This window comes from Thermomonas flagellata, assembly GCF_022419185.1.
Taxonomy (GTDB): Bacteria; Pseudomonadota; Gammaproteobacteria; order Xanthomonadales; family Xanthomonadaceae; genus Thermomonas; species Thermomonas flagellata.
This window is the reverse complement of sequence record NZ_JAJOZK010000010.1, coordinates 20,721-42,096: the sequence shown is the minus strand read 5'-3', so window position 1 is coordinate 42,096 and position 21,376 is coordinate 20,721. Positions and strand designations below refer to the sequence as shown.

17 protein-coding genes are annotated in these 21,376 nt (G+C 71.6%); 7 read left to right on the top strand and 10 right to left on the bottom strand.

From position 1 onward, the window contains the following. Window positions 1-10: 10 nt before the first annotated feature. Window positions 11-340: an ATP-dependent Clp protease adapter ClpS gene (gene clpS, locus ML340_RS10005; protein ID WP_240099229.1), complete on the bottom strand. Its 330-nt coding sequence runs from the start codon at window positions 338-340 to the stop codon at window positions 11-13. 110 nt (window positions 341-450) lie between these two features. Between clpS and ML340_RS10000 the strand changes: the two genes are divergently transcribed. From ML340_RS10000 to ML340_RS09985, 4 genes are all read left to right on the top strand, one after another. Further along, the gene (locus ML340_RS10000) at window positions 451-915 is read left to right on the top strand and encodes an NUDIX hydrolase (RefSeq protein WP_240099227.1); all 465 of its coding nucleotides are present in this window, start codon (window positions 451-453) and stop codon (window positions 913-915) included. Then, window positions 912-2,030 carry a tRNA 2-thiouridine(34) synthase MnmA gene (gene mnmA, locus ML340_RS09995; RefSeq protein ID WP_240099225.1) on the top strand — a complete coding sequence of 373 codons (1,119 nt, stop codon included), beginning with the start codon at window positions 912-914 and terminating at the stop codon, window positions 2,028-2,030. Before ML340_RS10000 ends, mnmA begins: the two co-directional genes overlap by 4 nt. Further along, a complete protein-coding gene (gene hflD, locus ML340_RS09990) occupies window positions 2,027-2,641 on the top strand; it encodes a high frequency lysogenization protein HflD (RefSeq protein ID WP_240099223.1) in 615 nt (204 codons plus the stop codon). The genes mnmA and hflD overlap by 4 nt, the downstream gene beginning before the upstream one ends. 103 nt (window positions 2,642-2,744) lie before the next feature. Continuing rightward, on the top strand, window positions 2,745-5,498 hold the full coding sequence (locus ML340_RS09985) for an Ig-like domain-containing protein (RefSeq protein ID WP_240099221.1): 2,754 nt from the start codon (window positions 2,745-2,747) through the stop codon (window positions 5,496-5,498). A gap of 43 nt (window positions 5,499-5,541) precedes the next feature. Here the strand turns inward: ML340_RS09985 and ML340_RS09980 are convergent, their stop codons facing one another. Next, window positions 5,542-5,940, bottom strand: coding sequence for a type II toxin-antitoxin system VapC family toxin (locus ML340_RS09980; protein WP_240099219.1), 399 nt, complete (start codon window positions 5,938-5,940; stop codon window positions 5,542-5,544). Then, complete coding sequence (locus ML340_RS09975; RefSeq protein ID WP_240099217.1) at window positions 5,937-6,134, bottom strand: AbrB/MazE/SpoVT family DNA-binding domain-containing protein; 198 nt, start codon at window positions 6,132-6,134, stop codon at window positions 5,937-5,939. The genes ML340_RS09980 and ML340_RS09975 overlap by 4 nt, the downstream gene beginning before the upstream one ends. Here ML340_RS09975 and acnA point away from each other — a divergent pair. Then, the gene (acnA, locus tag ML340_RS09970; protein WP_425608312.1) at window positions 6,133-9,015 is read left to right on the top strand and encodes an aconitate hydratase AcnA; all 2,883 of its coding nucleotides are present in this window, start codon (window positions 6,133-6,135) and stop codon (window positions 9,013-9,015) included. The genes ML340_RS09975 and acnA overlap by 2 nt on opposite strands. 172 nt (window positions 9,016-9,187) lie before the next feature. Here acnA and ML340_RS09965 read toward each other — a convergent pair whose 3' ends face one another. Further along, window positions 9,188-9,682 carry a nuclear transport factor 2 family protein gene (locus ML340_RS09965; protein WP_240099214.1) on the bottom strand — a complete coding sequence of 165 codons (495 nt, stop codon included), beginning with the start codon at window positions 9,680-9,682 and terminating at the stop codon, window positions 9,188-9,190. A gap of 83 nt (window positions 9,683-9,765) precedes the next feature. Here ML340_RS09965 and ML340_RS09960 point away from each other — a divergent pair, with 83 nt between their 5' ends. Both ML340_RS09960 and ML340_RS09955 read left to right on the top strand, forming a co-directional pair. Continuing rightward, window positions 9,766-11,445: an AMP-binding protein gene (locus tag ML340_RS09960; RefSeq protein WP_240099212.1), complete on the top strand. Its 1,680-nt coding sequence runs from the start codon at window positions 9,766-9,768 to the stop codon at window positions 11,443-11,445. Window positions 11,446-11,599: 154 nt separating this feature from the next. Beyond that, window positions 11,600-12,493 carry a crotonase/enoyl-CoA hydratase family protein gene (locus ML340_RS09955; protein WP_240099210.1) on the top strand — a complete coding sequence of 298 codons (894 nt, stop codon included), beginning with the start codon at window positions 11,600-11,602 and terminating at the stop codon, window positions 12,491-12,493. A gap of 9 nt (window positions 12,494-12,502) precedes the next feature. On the opposite strand, the gene ML340_RS09950 is transcribed toward ML340_RS09955, so the two are convergent. From ML340_RS09950 to ML340_RS09925, 6 genes are all read right to left on the bottom strand, one after another. Continuing rightward, a complete protein-coding gene (locus tag ML340_RS09950) occupies window positions 12,503-14,659 on the bottom strand; it encodes an ATP-binding protein (RefSeq protein ID WP_240099208.1) in 2,157 nt (718 codons plus the stop codon). Window positions 14,660-14,666: 7 nt separating this feature from the next. Next, window positions 14,667-15,821 (bottom strand): HD domain-containing phosphohydrolase, encoded by a 1,155-nt coding sequence (locus ML340_RS09945; protein WP_425608311.1) that lies wholly within the window; start codon window positions 15,819-15,821, stop codon window positions 14,667-14,669. A gap of 90 nt (window positions 15,822-15,911) precedes the next feature. Beyond that, entirely contained in the window at window positions 15,912-17,423 is a 1,512-nt protein-coding gene (gene lysS / locus ML340_RS09940) for a lysine--tRNA ligase (protein WP_240099206.1), read from the bottom strand. 165 nt (window positions 17,424-17,588) lie between these two features. Beyond that, window positions 17,589-18,662, bottom strand: coding sequence for a peptide chain release factor 2 (prfB, locus tag ML340_RS09935; RefSeq protein ID WP_240099204.1), 1,074 nt, complete (start codon window positions 18,660-18,662; stop codon window positions 17,589-17,591). Between the two features lie 108 nt (window positions 18,663-18,770). Beyond that, window positions 18,771-20,450: a single-stranded-DNA-specific exonuclease RecJ gene (gene recJ / locus ML340_RS09930; protein ID WP_240099202.1), complete on the bottom strand. Its 1,680-nt coding sequence runs from the start codon at window positions 20,448-20,450 to the stop codon at window positions 18,771-18,773. Then, the gene (locus ML340_RS09925) at window positions 20,447-21,370 is read right to left on the bottom strand and encodes a phosphoglycerate mutase (RefSeq protein WP_240099201.1); all 924 of its coding nucleotides are present in this window, start codon (window positions 21,368-21,370) and stop codon (window positions 20,447-20,449) included. Before ML340_RS09925 ends, recJ begins: the two co-directional genes overlap by 4 nt. Window positions 21,371-21,376: the final 6 nt, after the last annotated feature.

Sequence of the window (21,376 nt, the reverse complement as noted above, 5' to 3'; positions counted from 1 at the left end):
CGGATGCGGATCAGGCCCGTTCCATCGTGCACAGCAGCGGGTGCTGGTTCATCCGCGCGTAATCATTGACCTGGGCGACCTTGGTCTCGGCGATCTCGCGGGTGAACACCCCGCACACCCCGCGCCCGCGGGTATGCACGTGCAGCATGACCTGGGTGGCCTTCTCCAGATCCATCGCGAAGAAGCGCATCAGTACGTCGACCACGAAGTCCATCGGGGTGTAGTCGTCGTTGAGCAGCAGCACCGAATATAGCGGCGGACGCGCCAGATCCGGGCGCGCCGGCGCGACCACGGTGCCGTGCTCGTGCTGCGGTCCGCTCGGGCGGGTCGGGTCGCTCATCGTGGCGATTATACGAAGCCGCGCCGCATGGACGGCGACACCGGCGATCCGGACAATGGGGCCATGCATGCAGCGACTCAAGCGCGCCGGGCGCGCCCGCGCGGACGGCCATGAGCGCCGCCCGCCCTTCTGTCTGGCAGCCGGACGTCACCGTGGCCACCGTGGTGGCGCGCGACGGCCGCCTGCTGTGCGTCGAGGAGCGGATCGGCGGTCGCCTGGTGCTGAACCAGCCGGCCGGGCACCTGGAGCCGGACGAGAGCCTGCAGGCCGCCGCGCTGCGCGAGACCCTGGAGGAAACCGGCTGGCAGGTATGCCTGACCGCCTGGATCGGGGCCTACCAGTGGAAGGCCCCCGAGACCGGCCGCCACTACCTGCGCTTCGCGTTTGCGGCCGTGCCGCTGCGGGAAGTCCCCGGAGCGACGCTGGATGCCGGCATCGAGCGCGCGCTCTGGCTGACCCCGCAGGAACTGCAGGCGCAGGCCGCGCGCCACCGCAGCCCGCTGGTGTGGCGGGTCGCCGCGGATTTCCTCGGCGGGTGCCGGCACCCGCTGGACGCGGTGCAGTCGCTGGCATGAGCCTGCCGCGGGTAGTGGTCGGGCTGTCCGGCGGGGTGGATTCCTCGGTCGCGGCTTTGCGCCTGCGCGACGCCGGCCACCCGGTCATCGGTCTGTTCATGCAGAACTGGGCGGACGACGGCAGCGGCGAGTGCCGCGCCGAGGAGGACCGCCGCGACGCGGTGGCAGTGGCCGGGCGGCTCGGCATCCCGATCCGCTTCCGCGACTTCTCGCGCGAGTACTGGGACGGCGTGTTCCGCCATTTCCTCGACGAGTACGCGGCCGGGCGCACGCCCAACCCGGACGTGCTGTGCAACCGCGAGATCAAGTTCAAGCATTTCCTCGCCGCCGCGCGCGAACTGGGCGGCGAGCGCATTGCCACCGGCCACTATGCGCGGGTGGAGCGCCGCGGCAGCCGCGCCTGCCTGCTGCGCGCGCGCGACCGCGGCAAGGACCAGAGCTATTTCCTGCACCAGCTCGGGCAGGCGCAGCTGGAGGCGACCTGCTTCCCGCTGGGCGAGCTCGAGAAGGGCGAGGTGCGCCGGATCGCCGCCGCGGCCGGCCTGCCGACCGCGGCCAAGAAGGATTCCACCGGGATCTGCTTCATCGGCGAGCGCGACTTCCGCGGCTTCCTCGCGCGCTACCTGCCGGCCCGGCCCGGCCCGATCCGAACCCCGGACGGGCAGGCCGTGGGCACCCACCCGGGGGTGTTCTTCTTCACCCTCGGCCAGCGCGAGGGGCTGCAGATCGGCGGCGTGCGCGGGCGCCCGCAGGCACCCTGGTTCGTGGTCGGCAAGGACGTGGCCGGCAACGTGCTCTACGTCGACCAGGGCCACGACTCGCCGTGGCTGCAGTCGCGCCAGCTGTGGACCGAGCCCGCGCACTGGATCGCCGGCGCCCCGCCGGCGGCGCGCTTCGCCTGCGGCGCGCAGACCCGCTACCGGCAGCCGGAGGAGGCCTGCGAGGTGGAGGTGCTGGACGACGGCCGGATCCGGGTCCGCTTCGCGCGCGCGCAGCGCGCGGTGACCCCCGGGCAGTCGCTGGTGCTCTACGATGGAGAGCTGTGCCTGGGCGGCGCGGTGATCGCCGCGACCGATGCCCCGGCCCTGCCCGATCAGCGGAGTGGGAGTGCATGAGCGAATACGAAGACCGCGTGCTGGCGCTGGCCGCGCTGCTGCAGGCGCTGGCGCAGGTGCGCCGGGTCGCCGATACCGGCCAGGGCGACAGTGCGCAACTGCAGGTGGCGCTGGACAGCGTGTTCCGGATCGACGCCCCGGACACCGCCAGCGCGCTCGGCGGGGTGGCGGCGCTGCAGCCCGGGCTGCGCCTGCTGCGTGCGCAACTGGCGCGCGAGGGCAAGGACGAGGCGGTCACCCGGCTCGCGCTGGCGGTGCTGCAGCTGGAGCGCCGCTTCGTGGCCCAGCCGGCGATGGTGGAACGGGTGCGCAACAGCCTGCGCCTGCTGCAGGGCCAGGCCGTGCGCGACGGCAGCACCCACCCGGACGTGATCGGCGCGCTGGCGCGGCTGTACGCGGACACCCTGAGCACCCTGCGCCCGCGGATCATGGTCCAGGGCAATCCGCACTACCTGTCGCAGGCCGGGGTCATCGCCGAGATCCGCGCCCTGCTGCTGGCGGCGCTGCGCGCCGCGGTACTGTGGCGGCAGCTGGGCGGCAGCCTGTGGGATTTCGTGTTCGCCCGCCGCGCCATGGCCGATGCCGCCGCCGGTCTGCTCGGCGCCAGCTAGCGCCGTCATCGCCGCGTCACATCGGCCGCCCATCCTGCGCGGCCTTCGGGGGATGCCTTCATCGCCTGCACGGACGCGGGCCCACACTGGGGACACTGCGACCATGCCCATGCCCACGCTGCGCGCGCGCCTGCTGGCGTGCCTGCTCGCCCTCTCCGCCGGCCCGCTGCTGGCCGGGGAGCTGGCCCATCCAGACCACTACGAGTTCGACGCCACCCTGGCAGTGCCGTTCCAGGCCCGCGCCGGACGCTGGCCGATCCGGCTCGACTTCGACTATCCCGCGGCCGGCCCGCACACCCACGCGGCGTGGACACTCGACGTGCTGGACCCGACCGGCCGCCGGATCGCCGGCGAACGCGGCATCACCCGGCTGGAGCACGGCCGTGCCAGCGTCGCCACCGCCTGGGACGGCCGCGCCGCGGACGGGCGCCCACTCGCCGCCGGCTACTACAGCGTGCGCCTGCGCGCGGTGCCGACGGTCAGCCTGCCGGAGGACGCCGGACTCGGCCTCGAGCAGCGCATCGCCCAGGCCTTCGCCGCCTTCCCGGATGAAGTGGTCGAGCAGACCTACGACGTGATGCTCGGGCGGGTGCCGAAGGCGCGCATGCCCGCCAGCCGCCCGCTCGCGGTCGGCGCGATCACCGCCGCGGCCACCGGCGCCCCCACCCGCCAGAGCCTGGCCGCCGCCACCGGCGGCCTGCCGTACACGATCTACTACGGCAACCTGCACAGCCAGACCAACCACAGCGACGGCGGCGTGCCGGTGGCCAGCTGCGGCGGCGCGGAGACCCCGCAGGCCGGGACCCTGGGGCCGAGCGAGGCCTACGCGATGATGCGTACCCAGGCTGGCGGCGACTTCCTGCTCGCCTCCGAGCACAACCACATGTACGACGGCTCGACCGGCACCAACGCCGCGGCGACCCCGGCCAATGCCAACGCGCTTTTCAACAGCGGCCTGCAGCTAGCCGCGAGCTACCGCGCCGCCAACCCGGGCTTCCTGGCCCTGTACGGCCTGGAGTGGGGTGTCATCAGCAACGGCGGCCACCTCAACATCCTCAATCCCGACGCGCTGGCGACCTGGGAGAAGAACGGCGCCGGGCAGCTGCTGGGCGGGGTCGAGACCCCCAAGAGCGACTACGCCGCGCTGTACGCGACCATGAAGCAGCGCGGCTGGATCGGCCAGTTCAACCATCCGGCCACCAGCGGCCAGTTCCAGATCAACGGCGTGGCCCTGGCCTACGATCCGAACGGTGCCGAGGTGATGGTGCTGGCGGAGGTGCTCAACAGCTCGGCCTTCTCCACCAACACCACGATGAGCGAAACCGGGCGCAGCAGCTACGTGACGGCCTGGAACAAGCTGCTGGAGGCCGGCTACCGGCTGGCGCCGGCCAGCAACCAGGACAACCATTGCGCCAACTGGGGCCTGAGCTTCAGCAACCGCACCGGCGTGCTGCTGCCCAGCAGCGCGGCCCTGACCCCGGCCAACTTCTTCGACGCCCTGCGCGCGCGGCGCACGTTCGCCACCGAGGATCGCACCGGACAGCTGGTGCTGACCGCCAATGGGCGGATCATGGGCGAGAACTTCACCAACTCTGGCGCGCTCACGCTGGTGGCGAACTATGCCAGCAGCAGCGGCCAGAGCGCGCAGCGGGTGCAGTTCTTCGAGGGCGTGCCGGGCCGCAACGGCAGCGTCACCCAGCTGGCCGAGGGCAGCGGTAGCTATACCTTCACTCCCGCCGCCGGCAAGCACTTCTACTACGTGCAGGTGACCCAGGCCAACGGCCTGCGGCTGTGGTCGGCGCCGGTGTGGGTGGAGCAGCTCAGCGCGCCGCCGACGGACACCACTCCGCCGACCGTCAGCGCCAGCGTCAGCGGCAGCAGCGGCAGCATCACCCTCGCCGCCAGCGCCAGCGACAACGTCGCGGTGGTCAAGGTCGAGTTCCGCATCGACGGCGTGCTGGTCGGCACCGACACCAGCGCCCCGTGGTCGCTGGCCTACGATTCGACCGCACTGTCCAACGGCAGCCACAGCCTGACCGCCAAGGCCTTCGACGCCGCCGGCAACAGCGCCACTTCCAGCGCGGTGGCCTTCAGCATCAGCAACCCGCTGCCGGACACCACCCCGCCGAGCGTGAGCGCCAGCGTGAGCGGCAGCAGCGGCAGCATCACCCTGGCCGCCACCGCCAGCGACGACGTCGGCGTGACCCGGGTGGAGTTCCTGGTCGATGGCAGCCTGCGCGGCAGCGACAGCAGCGCGCCGTATGCACTGGCAGTGGATTCGACCACCCTGGCCAACGGCAGCCACACCCTGGTGGCCAAGGCTTACGATGCCGCCGGCAACGTCGGCACATCCTCCGCAGTTGGCTTTGCGGTCGACAACAGCCCGCCCGCGGTGGAGCGGATCGCCAACGGCGGCTTCGAATCCGGCAGCAGCAACTGGACCGCCACCAGCGGGGTGGTCTCCAACGACCCGGGCTATCCCGCGCGCGCCGGCAGCTGGAAGGCCTGGTTGAACGGCTATGGCAGCGCCAGCACCGACACCCTGTACCAGACCGTCAGCATCCCCGCGAATGCGACCCAGGCGATCCTGACCTTCTGGCTGCGGGTGGCCAGCGACGAGACCAGCACCACCACCGCCTACGACACCCTCAAGGTGCAGCTGCGCGACAGTTCCAACGCGGTGCTGACCACGCTGGCCACCTATTCCAACCTCAACAAGGGCAGCAGCTACGTGCAGCGCAGCTTCGACGTGACTGCCTACCGCGGCAAGACCGTGCGGGTGTACTTCCTCGGCACCGAAGGCGCACAGGTGCCGACCTCGTTCCTGATCGACGACGTCTCGCTGCAGACCAAGTGAGCGCGGGAGGCAGCCACCCCGGGCGCGCGGCGCTCGGGGTGGATCAGGGCTTGGGCACGATCAGGCGCAGGCCCTTGAAGTACTCGCGGTAGAAACCCGGGTCGAAGGTGATCAGGCCGTCGCACTGCAGCAGGGCATGCGCGCCGGTCAGGAACTGGCCCAGCGCGCGGGGTGGACCGCCGCGCTGGCGCTGGCGCCGCTGCATCTCGCCGGCGCGCAGGGCGGACTTGGCCTGCAGCGCGCTGTAGTGCACGCCCATCTCCTCCAGCGCGGCCAGCACCTCGGCGCCGTCGCGCAGCGCGGCGCAGACCTGGGCCAGGGTGGCATCGCACACCACCACCCGCCCGGCCGATAGGGCCTGGCGCAGGCAGGCCTCGGCGGCGTCCGCGCGCGGGCCGTCCGCCAGCAGTTCCACCAGCACCTCGGCATCCACCGCGATCATGCCGGCGCGTCCGCCCCCGGCTCGCGCGCGAAGCGCCCGCGCACCCGCGAGATCGCATCGTCCACGTGCTTGCTGAGCACGATCCGCCCGCCCTCCAGTTCGACCTTGAGTACGCTGCCCTTGGCCAGCCCCAGTGCATCGCGCACCGCTTTGGGCAGGGTGATCTGGCCGCGCTCGCCGACGCTCACCTCCATGACGCCTCCGCATGGAAAAGTATGCAAGGATCATACATACTTTTCAGGTACGCTCCCTCCCGTCGGCGGCCACCGGCCCGCCGCACGCCCCCCGCCCAGCCCGTCCTGCGAGGTTCCCATGGCCGACAGCTTCGCCACCCGCGACCAGCTCACCGTCAACGGCAAGACCTATACCTATGCCAGCCTGCCCCGACTGGCGCGCCATTTCGACATCCGCCACCTGCCCTACTCGCTCAAGATCCTGCTGGAGAACCTGTTGCGCCACGAGGACGGCGGCATCACAGTCGGCCGCGAGCACATCGAGGCGCTGGCGACCTGGGATCCCAAGGCCGAACCTGCGACCGAGATCGCCTTCATGCCGGCGCGCGTGGTGCTGCAGGACTTCACCGGGGTGCCGTGCGTGGTCGACCTGGCGGCCATGCGTGACGCGGTCGCGCGCCTGGGCGGGCGGCCGGAGCAGATCAACCCGCAGATCCCCTCGGAGCTGGTGATCGACCACTCGATCCAGGTCGATGTATACGGACGCCCGGACGCGCTCGACCTCAACGGCCGCATCGAGTTCGAGCGCAACGCGGAGCGCTACGCCTTCCTGCGCTGGGGCCAGAAGGCGCTGACCAACTTCCGCGCGGTGCCGCCCAACACCGGCATCGTGCACCAGGTGAACCTCGAGTACCTGGCGCGGGTGGTGATGGAGCGCGAGATCGACGGCACCCCGTGGCTGCTGCCGGACACCGTGTTCGGCACCGACAGCCACACCACCATGATCAACGGCATCGGCGTGCTCGGCTGGGGCGTGGGCGGAATCGAGGCGGAGGCGGCCATGCTCGGCCAGCCGTCCTCGATGCTGATCCCGCAGGTGGTCGGCTTCCGCCTCAGCGGCCGCCTGCCGGAAGGCGCCACCGCGACCGACCTGGTGCTGACCGTGACCCAGATGCTGCGCAAGCTCGGGGTGGTCGGCAAGTTCGTGGAGTTCTACGGCGACGGCCTGCAGCACCTGCCGCTGGCCGACCGCGCCACCATCGCCAACATGGCCCCGGAATACGGCGCCACCTGCGGCATCTTCCCGATCGATGCGGAGGCGCTGAACTACCTGCGCCTGTCCGGCCGCAGCGAGGCGCAGATCGCGCTGGTCGAGGCCTACGCGCGCGCGCAGGGCCTGTGGCACGCGCCGGACAGCCCGCATGCGCACTACAGCGCCACCCTGCACCTCGACCTCGGTGACGTGAAGCCCTCGCTGGCCGGTCCCAAGCGGCCACAGGACCGGGTGCTGCTGGAGGATGTCAAGCTCAACTTCGCCAGCAATCTCGCCCCGCTGGTGGCGCACCGCACGCCGGCCAGCCATGCCGCCGAGAAGGCGCTGGAGGCCGAGGGCGGCGCGCAGCCGCAGGGCCACCACCTGGCCGCCAGCCCGGTCGCGCGCTTCCGCATGCGCGACGCCGACGCTGAGCTCAGCGACGGCTCGGTCGTGATCGCGGCGATCACCTCCTGCACCAACACCTCCAACCCGGCGGTGATGCTCGGCGCCGGCCTGCTGGCGCGCAATGCGGTCAAGCGCGGCCTGAAGGCCAAGCCGTGGGTCAAGACCTCGCTCGGGCCGGGCTCGCGGGTGGTCACCGACTACCTGCGCCAGGCCGGCGTGCTCGAGCCGCTGGAGCAGCTCGGCTTCTACGTGGTCGGCTATGGCTGCACCACCTGCATCGGCAACTCCGGCCCGCTGCCGGACGAAGTCTCGCGCGCCATCGCCGAGCACGACCTGGTGGTGGCCTCGGTGCTGTCGGGCAACCGCAACTTCGAGGGCCGGGTGCATCCGGAAGTGAAGGCCAACTACCTGGCCAGCCCGCCGCTGGTGGTGGCCTACGCCATCGCCGGCACCGTCAACCTCGACCTCACCCGCGACCCGCTCGGCCACGACCCGGACGGCAACCCGGTCTACCTGCGCGACATCTGGCCCAGCAACCGCGAGATCGGCGATGCGATCGCCGCCACCGTCGGCCCGCAGCTGTTCGCCCAGAACTACGCCGACGTGTTCAAGGGCGACGCGCGCTGGAACGCGATCGCCTCTGCCGACGGCGAGCTGTACGCCTGGGATCCGGCCTCGACCTACATCAAGAACCCGCCCTACTTCGACGGCATGACCATGCAGGTCGGGCACATCGCCGACATCCACGGCGCGCGCGTGCTCGGCCTGTTCGGCGACTCCATCACCACCGACCACATCAGCCCGGCCGGCAGCATCAAGAAGGATTCCCCGGCCGGCCGCTACCTGATCGCGCGCGGCGTGCAGCCGGCCGATTTCAACAGCTATGGCAGTCGCCGCGGCAACGACGATGTGATGGTGCGCGGCACCTTCGCCAACATCCGCATCAAGAACCTGATGTTGGGCGGCGAGGAAGGCGGCAACACCCTGTACTTCGGGCCTGACGGTGCCCGCGAGAAGCTGGCCATCTACGACGCGGCGATGAAGTACAAGGCCGATGGCGTGCCGCTGGTGGTGATCGCCGGCAAGGAATACGGCACCGGCTCCAGCCGCGACTGGGCAGCCAAGGGCACCTACCTGCTTGGGGTGAAGGCAGTGATCGCAGAGAGCTTCGAGCGCATCCACCGCAGCAACCTGGTCGGCATGGGCGTGCTGCCGCTGCGCTTCCGCGACGGCCAGAACGCGCAGTCGCTGGGCCTGACCGGCGAGGAGACCTTTGCCGTGACCGGGCTGGAGGACGGCGCCGCCAAGGTTGCGCAGGTCACCGCCACCCGCGCGGACGGCGCGCAAGTGCAGTTCGCGGTCGACGTGCTGCTGCTGACCCCGAAGGAAGTCGAGTACTTCCGCCACGGTGGCCTGCTGCACTACGTGCTGCGCCAGCTCGCCGGCCGCCAGGCAGCGTAAGCCCCGGCCACGGCGGAAGCCCCGCCCCGGCGCGGCACGCGCCGGGGCGCTCGCCGGCGCGCGAAGCCGGGCTTCGCGGACGCGCCGGCTCGCCCACCACGGCGGCCTGCTGCACTACGTGCTGCGCCAGCTCGATCGCGAGCGCGGCGCGGCACACCCGCGCATGCGCCCCTCAGCGCAGAACCGGTTCCCACGCGGCGCTGTGCAGCCGCCACTGCCCGCCCTGCTGGCGCCATCCGGCCTCGACCCGATAGGCCTGGCCGGTGTCCGGCAGCAGCCCGCCGTCGCCCCCGGTCAGCACGACCGTGAAGCGGGTGGTGGCCGCCGCCGGCCCATGCAACTGCACCGCGACCGGGCCAAGCCGCGCCCGCACCGCGCGGTGGCGCAGGAACAGCCCGGCGGCGAGACGCCGCGCGCCGTCGCGGTCAAGCCCGTCATTGCCGACGAAGTCGGGCGCGAGTACCTCGCGCAAGGCACCGGCATCGCGCGCCGCGATCGCCTGTTCCAGCACCTGCAGACGCGCACGCACCGCGGCCTCCGGCGGCGGCCGCGTGCAGCCGAGCAGCAGCGCGGTCAGCAGCCACGCAAGCCCGATCCCGAGGCTGCGCAGGCCGCGCCCGTGCTGCGTTGCGGCAACCGTTGGATGTGTCGGCAGCTGCCTTGCCACCCCCCGCCCCCTATGCTCAAATCCGGCGCAAATCATAGGCCGCCTGCGCGACCGCGGCGGCTTCGCACCGAGGGGAGACACGCATGCATCCGGACCGTCCCTGGCTGGCCCACTACCCTGCGGGCGTGCCCGCCGAGATCGACCTGTCGCGCTATTCCTCGATCCCGGACGTGTTCGCCGAAGCCGTGCGCGACTACGGCCCGAAGCCGGCGTTCTCGCACATGGGGCGGATCCTGAGCTACGACGAGGTCGATCGCCTGAGCCGGGACTTCGCCGCCTACCTGCTCGGCGAGCTCAAGTTCAAGCAGGGCGACCGCGTCGCGATCATGATGCCCAACTGCCTGCAATACCCGGTGGCGCTGCTGGGCGTGCTGCGCGCGGGGCTGGTGGTGGTCAACACCAATCCGATGTACACCGCGCGCGAGCTCAAGCACCAGCTGTCCGATTCCGGTGCCAGCGTGCTCTTGGTGCTGGACAACTTCGGGCACGTGGCGCAGGAAGTGCTGGCGCAGATGCCGGGCGTGCGCGCGATCACCACTGGGCTCGGCGACATGCTCGGCTTCCCCAAGGGCGCGCTGGTCAACTTCGTGTTGCGGCACGTCAAGAAGATGGTGCCGGACTACGACATCCCCGGCGCGGTGCGCTTCCGCGATGCGCTCACCCTCGGGCGCATGCACGCGCTGCCGGAAGTCCGGATCACGCTGGAGGACCTCGCCTTCCTGCAGTACACCGGCGGCACCACCGGCGTGTCCAAGGGCGCGATGCTGACCCACCGCAACCTGGTCGCCAACATGCTGCAGGCCAGCACCTGGGTCGGCGGGAACTGCAAGCCGGGCGAAGAGCTGATCGTCACCGCGCTGCCGCTCTACCACATCTTCGCCCTGACCGCGAACTGCCTCGGCTTCATCAAGCTCGGCGGGCGCAACCACCTGATCACCAACCCGCGCGACATGCCGGGCTTCGTCAAGGACATCCGCGACCTCAAGTTCACCGCGATCACCGGCGTCAACACCCTGTTCAACGGCCTGCTCAACACCCCCGGCTTCGACAAGGTGGATTTCTCGCGCCTGCACCTGACCCTGGGCGGCGGCATGGCGGTGCAGCGCGCGGTCGCCGAGCGCTGGAAGCAGGTCACCGGCTGCCCCCTGGTCGAGGCCTATGGCCTGACCGAGACCTCGCCGGCGGTCTGCATCAACCCGATGGACCTGCGCGACTACAACGGCTCGATCGGGCTGCCGATCTCCTCGACCGATGTCTGCATCAAGGACGACGCCGGCAATCTGCTGCCCCCGGGCGAGGTCGGCGAGCTGTGCGTCAAGGGCCCGCAGGTGATGAAGGGCTACTGGCAGCGCCCGGACGAGACCGCCAAGGTGATCGACGCCGACGGCTGGCTGCACACCGGCGACATGGCGCGGATGGACGCGCAGGGCTACTTCTACATCGTCGACCGCAAGAAGGACATGATCCTGGTGTCCGGCTTCAACGTGTACCCGAACGAGGTCGAGGACGTGATCGCGATGATGCCGGGCGTGCTCGAGGTGGCCGCGATCGGCGTGCCCGACGAGAAGTCCGGCGAGGCGGTCAAGGTGTTCATCGTGAAGAAGGACCCGGCGCTCACCGCCGAGGCGGTGAAGGCCTACTGCCGCGAGAACCTGACCGGCTACAAGCAGCCCAAGTACGTCGAATTCCGCAGCGAGCTGCCCAAGAGCAACGTCGGCAAGATCCTGCGCAAGGAGCTGCGCAGCCCGACCGCGGCCAGCTGAGGCCGCCCGCCATGCAGCACCTCGCACCCGGCCGGCGCCCGCCGGCCGCGGTTGCGCTTTGCACCGAATCGGCGCATACAGGCGGCACGGGTCCTCCCACCATCCCCCTGCCGCCGGCGGACCCGGACCGGCGGCGCCTGCCCGGAGCCGAGCCATGTCCAACGTCGAGAAGCTGTCCCCCGTCCCCCGCTACGCCACCCTGCGCACCGCCGAGTCGGCGGACGCGGCCACCCACTGGTGCTACATGCACGCCGACCTGGCGCAGGCGCCGGGCCGCGCCTGCTTCAAGCCGCAGCTGGTGAACGAGATCCTGCAGTACCAGTGGTCGCTGGCCGACCGCCTGCGCCGCGAGCGCGACAACGGCGGCAACACCCTGCGCCACGTGGTGCTGGCGTCCGACTGCGATGCGTTCAACCTCGGCGGCGATCTGGAATACTTCTGCGACGCCATCCGCCGCCAGGACCGGCATGCGCTGCTGACCTATGCGCGCCAGTGCGTGCGCGGCGTGCACGCCTTCCACACCGGGCTGGACGCCGGTGCCCACAGCATCGCGCTGGTGCAGGGCGACGCCCTCGGCGGCGGCTTCGAGGCCGCGCTGAGCTGCCACACCATCGTCGCCGAGGAAGGCGTCGGCATGGGCCTGCCGGAGGTGCTGTTCGACCTGTTCCCCGGCATGGGCGCCTACTCCTTCCTGTGCAAGCGCATCCCGCCGCACAAGGCCGAGCAGCTGATGCTCAGCGGCGAGGTCTACAGCAGCGAGGAGCTGTACAAGCTCGGCCTGGTGGACGTGCTGGCCCCACGCGGCCAGGGCGAGCAGGCGGTCGCCGAGGTGATCCGCAGCAACCGCCGCATCCCGCACGCGCGCGCGGCGATGCACCGGGTGCGGGCGATGGCGCAGCCGGTGACGCTGGAGGAGATGATGGCGATCACCGAGGTCTGGGTGGACACCGCGCTGCAGCTCGGCGAGAAGCCGCTGCGCACGATGGAGCGCCTGGTGCGCGCGCAATACCGCCGCCACGGCGCCGCCGAGGCGGTCGCCAGCGCCTGAGCCGGCAGGTCAGCCCTGCTCCCCGTGCGCGGGCTGCCAATGCCCGCGCGCGGCCAGGGCCTGCTCGCCAGCGGCCAGCTCGTCCGCCAGCGCCTGTGCATGGCGGCCCCAGTCGCGCGAGAGCTCCAGCACGGTCATCCGCATCACCTGCCCGGCATGCGCGGCCAGCTGCACCAGGCCGAGGTTGCCGGCGATCCCCTTCAACGCGTGCGCGTGCTCGCGCAGCATGTCCCAGTCGCTGCCTTCTGCGCATTCGCGCAGCCGACGCACCGCGCGCCGCGCGTCGGCCACGCACTGCCCCACGAACTCGGCCTCGAACTGCGCGCCGAGCCCGAGCGCGGCGTATTCATCGAGGATCGACGGATCCAGCACCTGCGCCGGTTCCACCGCCGCCCGCGGCCCACCCGCCACCGGCGCACTGGGCGCCTCGCCGGTGGCGATCTCCATGACCAGGTCGAGCAACTGCCGGCTGGCGAACGGCTTGGTCAGGAACGCGCGCGCGCCGGCGCGGGTGCAGCGCTCGACCGCCTCCTGGGTCGCGTCCGCGCTGAGCACGATCACCGGCGTGCGGCGGCTGCGCCCGGCCTGCATCACCCGCAGGTGCTTGAGCAGGGTCAGGCCATCCATGCCGGGCATGTGCAGGTCGATGATGGCCAGGTCGAACTCCGCCTCGTGCAGGGCGTCCAGCGCGGCATCGCCGTCCTCGGCCACGAACACCTTGTGCCCGGCCTTCTGCAGCACGCCCTGCAGCAGCAGGCAGTTGGCCGGATGGTCGTCCGCGACCAGGATGCGTTGCGCCGGGACGCGCGCGCGGTGGCGCACGAACGGATCGCTGAACGCGATCACGTTGCCGCCGGCGCCGCGCAGAGCGTCGTCGCTGAGCGAGCTGCCCGCCGGGGAGACGTCGAGCGCGACCTCGAACGGTAGCTCGACCCAGAACCGGGTGCCCTCGCCTTCCTGGCTCTCGAAGCCGATGCGCCCGCCCATCGCCTCGGTCAGGCCCTTGGCGATGCTGGTGCCAAGGCCGGTGCCGCCGAAGCGCCGCGACAGGCTGACCTCGCCGCGCTCGAAGGCCTCAAACAGCTTGGGCTGCAGCGCGAGCGGGATGCCCGGGCCGGTGTCGGTGACGGTGAAGCGCAGCCAGACCTGCTTGCCGATCGCCGGGCCCAGCGGCGCGACCTCGACCCGCACGCTGCCGGCCTGGGTGAACTTGATCGCGTTGCCGATCAGGTTGGTCAGCACCTGGCGCAGGCGCGCACGGTCGCCAAGCAGGCGCAGGGGCAGGCCCGGATCCAACGTGACCCGATAGTCCAGCTGCTTGTTGCGCACCATCGGCCGGAAGAAACGCTCGAGATCGTCGAACAGGCCGCGCAGGACGAACTCGCCGATCCGCAGGCGCAGCTTGCCGGCCTCGATCGCGGAGATGTCGAGCACGTCCTCGACCAGTTCCAGCAGCCCGCGCGCGGAGCTCTGCAGGGTCTCCACGTAGGTACGCTGCTCCGGCGCCAGCGGGGTGCTGGCCAGCAGCTCGGCCATGCCGTTGATCGCGTTCAGCGGGGTGCGGAACTCGTGGCTCATGTTGGCCAGGAACACGCTCTTGGCCTGGTTGGCCTGGCGTGCATCCTCCAGGGCATGGTTCAAGGCCCGCAGCAGGCCCTGGAAGTACATCGGCACCGCGCCCAGCCCGAGCAGCAGGCCGACCGAGAGGTACGGATACTGCCGCCAGAACGGCGTGTACATGGCCATGAACATGTACGACAGCAGCGCCAGCCCGGTCGAGGCATACAGGTAGCGCGGCCCGTAGCGCAGGCCGTTGCCGATCGTGACCCACAGGTAGACCGGGTACAGCGGCGCGCCGGCCTTGTCCTGCAGGTGCATGACCAGCCCGATCGCGGCGTAGTCGGCCAGCATCCCGACCCAGCGCCGCGTATGCGACGGCGCCGGGTGCCGCACGATCGCCGCCAACAGCAGCACCGACAGCCCGAGTTCGCCGAGCAGCACCAGCCAGGTCAGGCGCAGCGCCGCGCCGGGGGCGGCATCCTGCACCAGCCAGCCGAGATAGGCGGAGAACAGCGCGGTGATGGCGATCCGCACCAGCACCTGCTGGTGCTCGCTGTCGGCGCGCCCGTGCAGGCGCGCACGCAGCCAGGTCAGCGCCGCGGTCATGCGCCGCCTACGCAGCCTGCCACCCCGGGTGCGGGGTGACGTGGCTGTAGCGCTCGCAGATCTCGCGCAGGCGCGGCTCGTTGTCGAGCAGCGCCTGCACGCAGGCCGGATCGAGCAGCTTGCCGCTCTGCGCGCGCAGATAGTCGAGCGCGCGCTCGATGCTCCAGGCCTCCTTGTACGGGCGCGGCGAGATCAGCGCGTCGAACACGTCGGCCACGGTCACGATCCGCGCCTCCAGCGGGATGTCCTCGCCGGCCAGCCCGTCCGGGTAGCCGCTGCCGTCGTAGCGCTCGTGGTGGCGCAGCGCGATCAGGGCACCGACCTGGATGAAGCGGTTCTGACTGTCGCGCAGCAGCTGGTAGCCGATCCGCGGATGCTGCTTCATGCGCTCGCGCTCGGCCTCGTCGAGCGGGCCGGGCTTCATCAGCAGCGCGTCCGGGATCGCGATCTTGCCGATGTCGTGCAGCGGCGCGGCCAGTTCGATGGTGCGCACCTGGTCCTCGGGCAGACCGAGGCCCTCGGCCACCAGCCCCGCGATGTGCGCCATCCGCTCCAGGTAGGCGCTGGTGCCGGCGTCGCGCAGCTCGATCGCGCGCGCCAGCCGCGACAGGGTCTCGCGCTCGCGCTCCTCGACCTCGTGCATGCTCGCCAGCAGGCGCTGCTCCAGCGAGAGCGCGCGCTGCTTGACCGACTCCGATTGCTGGCGCAGCTGCAGCAGGTTGCGGCAGCGCGCGCGCAGCTCGCGCGGGCGGATCGGCTTGACCAGGAAGTCGATCACCCCGGCGTCCAGCGCCGCCTGCCGCACCGGCTCGTCGCCGATCACGGTGATCAGGATGATCGGCACGTCGCGGTTGCCGAGCGGCTCGCGGAACGCGCGGGCGAATTCGATCCCGTCCAGGTCCGGCATCCGGTAGTCGAGCAGCAGCAGGTCCGGGCGGTGCTGGCGGCACCAGGCCAGGGCCTCGGTGGCGTCGCCGAAGTCGTGCACCCGCAGCTGCGGGCCAAGATCTTGCACGATGTGGCGCAGCATGGTGCGCGCCGACGCCTGGTCATCGACGATCACGATGTCCATCGGCCCGTCCTGCATATGCAATGTCCCGCCGGCATGCTCGGCATCGTGGTCCAGCCCCGGCGGGATGGCAAGTGGCGGGCGTTCGGCCATGCGCGTCCCCGTGATCGCCGTCGCGGTCGCGCGCCGGCTTCTCCCCCGGGCCACGCGGACGGCGGCAGGGACCGGCCAGCCATGCGCGCCTCAGCCCCCGGCCTGCGGCCGCATGTACGGGAACAGGAGGACGTCGCGGATCGAACTGGAGCCGGTCAGCAGCATCACCAGCCGGTCGATCCCGATCCCCAGCCCGCCGGTCGGCGGCAGGCCGACCTCCAGCGCGCGGATGTAGTCGGCGTCGTAGTGCATGGCCTCGTCGTCGCCGCCCTCCTTGGCCGCGACCTGGGCGCGGAAGCGGGCGGCCTGGTCCTCGGGGTCGTTCAGCTCGGAGAAGCCGTTGGCCAGCTCCTTGCCGCCGATGAACAGCTCGAAGCGGTCGGTGATGCCCGGCTCGCTGTCGGATTCGCGCGCCAGCGGGCTGACCTCGACCGGGTAATGGGTGATGAAGGTCGGCTGGATCAGGCCGGTCTCGACGGTCTTCTCGAAGATCTCCAGCAAGAGCTTGCCCCAGCCGTCGCCGGGCTTGACCGGGATCTTCAGGCGCGCGCAGTGGGCGGCCAGCGCCTCGCGGTCGCGGCAGTCGGACGCGGAAATCTCCGGGTTCAACTCGCGCACCGCCTCCTCCAGCCGCCAGCGGCGGAACGCCGGGCCGAGGTCGATGCGATGGCCGTCCCATTCGAATACGGTGGTGCCCATGGCCTCGCGCGCCACGTCGCGGATCAACTGCTCGGTCAGGTCCATCACCTCGGTGTACGTGGCGTAGGCCTCGTACAGCTCGAGCATGGTGAACTCGGGGTTGTGGCGGGTGGATACGCCCTCGTTGCGGAAGTTGCGGTTGATCTCGTACACCCGCTCCAGGCCGCCGACCACCAGGCGCTTGAGGTACAGCTCCGGCGCCACCCGCAGGAACAGGTCGATGTCCAGCGCGTTGTGGTGGGTGACGAACGGGCGCGCGGTGGCACCGCCGGCGATGTAATGCATCATTGGCGTTTCCACTTCCAGGAAGCGGCGCGCGTCCAGCCAGCGGCGGATCGCGGCAACGATCCGCGAGCGTGCGACGAACACTTCGCGCGCCTCCGGGGTGACGATCAGGTCCACGTAGCGCTGGCGGTAGCGCTGCTCGACGTCGGCCAGGCCATGGAACTTGTCCGGCAGCGGCCGCAGCGCCTTCACCAGCAGGCGCAGCGTCTCCACCTTCACCGACAGTTCGCCGGTCTTGGTGCGCATCAGGCGGCCCTCGGCCGCCACGATGTCGCCGATGTCCCAGCCCTTGAACGCCTCGTAGGCCTCGCCCAGCGCATTGGCCTGCAGGAACAGCTGGATGCGCCCGCTCATGTCCTGCACGGTGGCGAACGCCGCCTTGCCCATCACCCGCTTGGCCAGCATGCGCCCGGCGATCGCCACCGTGCGGCCTTCGGCCTCCAGCGCTTCGCCCGTCCACTGCGTGGCATCGGCATAGGCCGCCTGCAGGTCGCCGGCGTAGTCGCGGCGCCTGAAGTCGTTGGGGAACGCGATGCCCTGCGCACGCAGCGCAGCGAGCTTGGCGCGACGCTCGGCGATCAGGGCGTTGTCATCGGGACTGGCGGGGACAGTGGTCATGGCGAGGGGGCGTAGGGGCGGCAGCCTGCACCCGGCCGGGTGCGGCCGGGTCGCGCAGCAGCGCCGTGGGGATGAAAGACCAGTCGCGGGGCGGTGCAGCGGGAAGGACGGGCCGAGGCCGGGACTGCCGCAGCGGCAGCCAGCAGCAGTCCCGCGAGCGCCGCTTCAGGCCGCATCGCTGCGCTTGGCGCCGGCGTCCAGGCCCATCTTCAGGCTGGCCTCGACGAATTCGTCGAGATCGCCGTCGAGCACCTTCTGGGTGTCGGAACGCTCCAGGCCGGTACGCAGGTCCTTGATCCGGCTCTGGTCGAGCACGTAATTGCGGATCTGGCTGCCCCAGCCGATGTCGGACTTGCTGGCTTCCAGGCGGTCCTTCTCGGCGTTGCGCTTCTGCAGCTCCAGCTCGTACAGCTTGGCCTTCAGCATCTTCATCGCACGCTCGCGGTTGGCGTGCTGGCTGCGCTCGGTCTGGCAGGCCACCACCACCCCGCTGGGCACATGGGTGATGCGCACCGCCGACTCGGTCTTGTTCACATGCTGGCCGCCGGCGCCGGAGGACCGGTACACGTCGGTCTTCAGGTCGGCCGGGTTGATCTCGATGTCGATGTCGTCGTCCACCTCGGGCGAGACGAACACGCTGGTGAAGCTGGTGTGGCGGCGGTTGTCGGAATCGAACGGGCTCTTGCGCACCAGCCGGTGCACGCCGATCTCGGTCTTCAGCCAGCCGTAGGCGTAGTCGCCCTCGACCCGGAAGGTGGCGGACTTGATCCCGGCCACGTCGCCCGCGCTGACCTCCATCAGCTCGGTCTTCCAGCCGCGCGACTCGCACCAGCGCAGGTACATGCGCAGCAGCATCTCGGCCCAGTCCTGCGCCTCGGTGCCGCCGGCGCCGGCCTGGATGTCCACGAACGCATTGGCCGCGTCCATCGGGCCCGAGAACATGCGCTGGAACTCGATCTGCTCCACGCCCTTCTGGTAGCGGTCGACGTCGGCCTGCACCGCCAGCGCGGTCTCCTCGTCGTTCTCCAGCTCGGCCAGGTCCAGCAGCTCACCGGCACCGGCCAGGCCCTCGCTCAGGCTGCGGATCCCATTGACGGTCTTGTCCAGCAGCGCGCGCTCCCGCCCCAGCGCCTGCGCGCGGGCGGGGTCGTTCCAGACGTCCGGGTGTTCCAGTTCGCGTTCGACTTCTTCCAGGCGCTCGCGCTTGGCGTCGTAGTCAAAGATACCCCCGGAGCGCATCCAGCCGGCCGCTGAGGTCGGCGATGCGTGCTCGGAGGGGATTGAGCTCGATCATGGGGGTGAAAGCCACGGCGGAAACGGCCGTGCATCTTACCAGCCCGCGCGCATTCAGGCCGGCTCGCGGTGCACCACCACCAGCTGCACCGCCTCGCCGCCGCGCCAGTCGTCCGGGACCAGGCGGTAGGCGATCCGCAGCCGCGCGCCTGGCGCCGTGCCGTCCCAGCCGTCGAAGTGGATCGCAGGGCAGCGCACGCCGTCCAGTTCGAGCTCCAGCCTGAGGTGGCGCTCCTTCAGCACGCGCCAGTCGCGCACGGCGAACTCGCCGTCGAACAGCGGCTCCGGGTAGCCCTGCCCCCAGTGGCCGCCGTCGCGCAGGGCCAGCGCGGTGGCCAGCCGCAGTTCGTCCGCGCGCAGCGCGCCGTCGCTGTAGAGGACGTCGGTCAGCAGTTCGGGCGACAGCCCCTCGCGCGCGACCTGCACGAAGGCGTCGCGGAACGCGGGGAAAGCCGCGCGCGGCAGGCTCAGGCCGGCGGCCATCGCATGCCCGCCGAAGCGCGGGATCAGCCCTGGATGGCGGGCATCGACGAGCGCCAGCGCATCGCGCATGTGGAACCCGGGGATCGAACGCGCCGAGCCGCGCAGCAGGTCGCTGCCGGGTTCGGCCGGAGCGAAGGCAATCGCTGGCCGGTGCAGGCGCTCCTTCAGCTTGGAGGCCACCAGCCCGACCACCCCGGGATGCCAGTCGGGATCGAACAGGACCGCGGCATGCGCGGCGTCGATCCCGTCCAGATGGGCTTCGGCCACCTCCTGCATGTCCGCCTGCAGGGCGCGGCGCTCCGCGTTGATCGCGTGCAGGGCCGCGGCCAGTCGCCGCGCCTCGGCGGGATCGTCGGTGAGCAGGCAGGCGATGCCCAGGCCCATGTCCTCCAGCCGCCCCGCCGCGTTGATCCGCGGGGCGAGGGCGAAGCCGATGTCGGCGGTGGTGAGGGTCTCCGCGCGGCGCCCGGACACCTCGATGAGCGCGCGCAGCCCGGGGCAGCCCTGCCCCGCCCGCAGCCGGCGCAGGCCGGCGCCGACCAGGGCGCGGTTGCAGGCGTCCAGCGGCACCAGGTCGGCCACCGTGCCGACCGCGACCAGATCCAGCAGGCCTGCCAGGTCGGCCTTCGACCCCAGCGCGGCACGCAGCGCCAGCAGCAGGTAGAACACCACCCCGACCCCGGCCAGCGCCTTGCCCGGAAAGCCGCAACCGGGTTGGTTGGGATTGACGATGGCATCCGCCGGCGGCAGCGTCGGGCCCGGCAGGTGGTGGTCGGTCACCAGCACCTGCCAGCCGCGCGCCTTGGCCGCCGCGATCCCGGCATGGCAGGCGATGCCGTGGTCCACCGTGACCACCAGGTCGGGTTGCATCGCCGCCAGATCCTCGACCAGCCCAGGACTCAGCCCGTAACCGTGGACCATGCGGTTGGGCACCGCGTGCGACACCCGGCGCGCCCCCAGCAGGCGCAGCCCGCGCACGCCCACCGCGCAGGCGGTGGCGCCGTCGCAGTCGAAGTCGCCGACCACCACGATGTGCGCATCGGCGGCGATGGCCGCGCACAGCAGGCCGACCGCGGCCTCGATCCCGCGCAGGTCCGACGGCGGCGGCAGGTCGGCCAGCCGCGGCAGCGCGCGGCGGGCGTCGCTGCCGCGCGCGGCATGCACCCGCCGCAGCAGATCGGGCCAGTGCGCGGGCCAGTCGCCTACCGGCGCCACCGCCGGGCGGCGCACGATCCGGCGCGCGGGGCTCATGCCGGCAGTCCCGGCCGTGGGCGCCGCCATAGCCGCCAGCGCTGGCCGCGGCGGAGGCGGAACACTTGGCCATCGGCGAAGTCCAGCACGACCTCGGCGCCGGCCGCGAGCGGCGGCAGCGCGAGCGCGCGCAGCGCATCCCAGTCGCGCATGTGGCGCAGGTCGAGCAGGACCTCGTCGGTGGCAGCGGGGGCGTGCTGCAGCGGATGATCGGGCACGCCGGCCAGGCGCGCGGCGCCGCGCAGCACCGGATCGTCGGAATACACCGCGGCCGCAGGCGCAACCACCGCGCTGGGCAGCGCGCCTCCGCCCCAGAACCAGAGCGCGTTCACCGCGACCTTGCCGGCCGCCACGCGCGCGGCGTTGTGCGGATGGTTGTGCAGCAGGACTTGCACCTCGCTTTCCAGCGCCCGCCAGCGGCGCGCCGCCTCGCCGCGCGGCGCATGCGCGAACACGTCGTCGCCGAGGGCGTCCTCGGGCGCGCTGAACGCGGGCAGCGGCGTGTCCGCCGGCAGCCGCAGGTACCAGCGCGCCGGATGCGGGGCCTCCAGCGTGACCCCGGCCTCCGCGAACAGCGGGCGCAGCGCCGGTAGCAGGGCGTCCACGTCCGCCTGATCCACGCCCAGACGGGCGCCCACCCCGAGCAGGCGGACGCCGTTGATGTCCGCGCGCAGGTGCGCCGGATCGGCGCGCAACCAGACGTTCCCGGCGAGGTGCGGCGCCTCCGCCTCGTGCAGGCGCGCCAGCGCGGCCGCCGGCCAGGCCGACGGCTGCGGGCGGAACTGGCGCAGGCACTGCGCCTCGCCACCGGGCGCGACACGCGTGCGGTCGGCGCGCGCCAGCGCCTGCGCCAGCGCCGGTGGCAGCGGGCTCGCCGCGAGGCGCGCGGCCGGCGGCAGCAGCAGGACCCGCCGCGCCACGGCGGC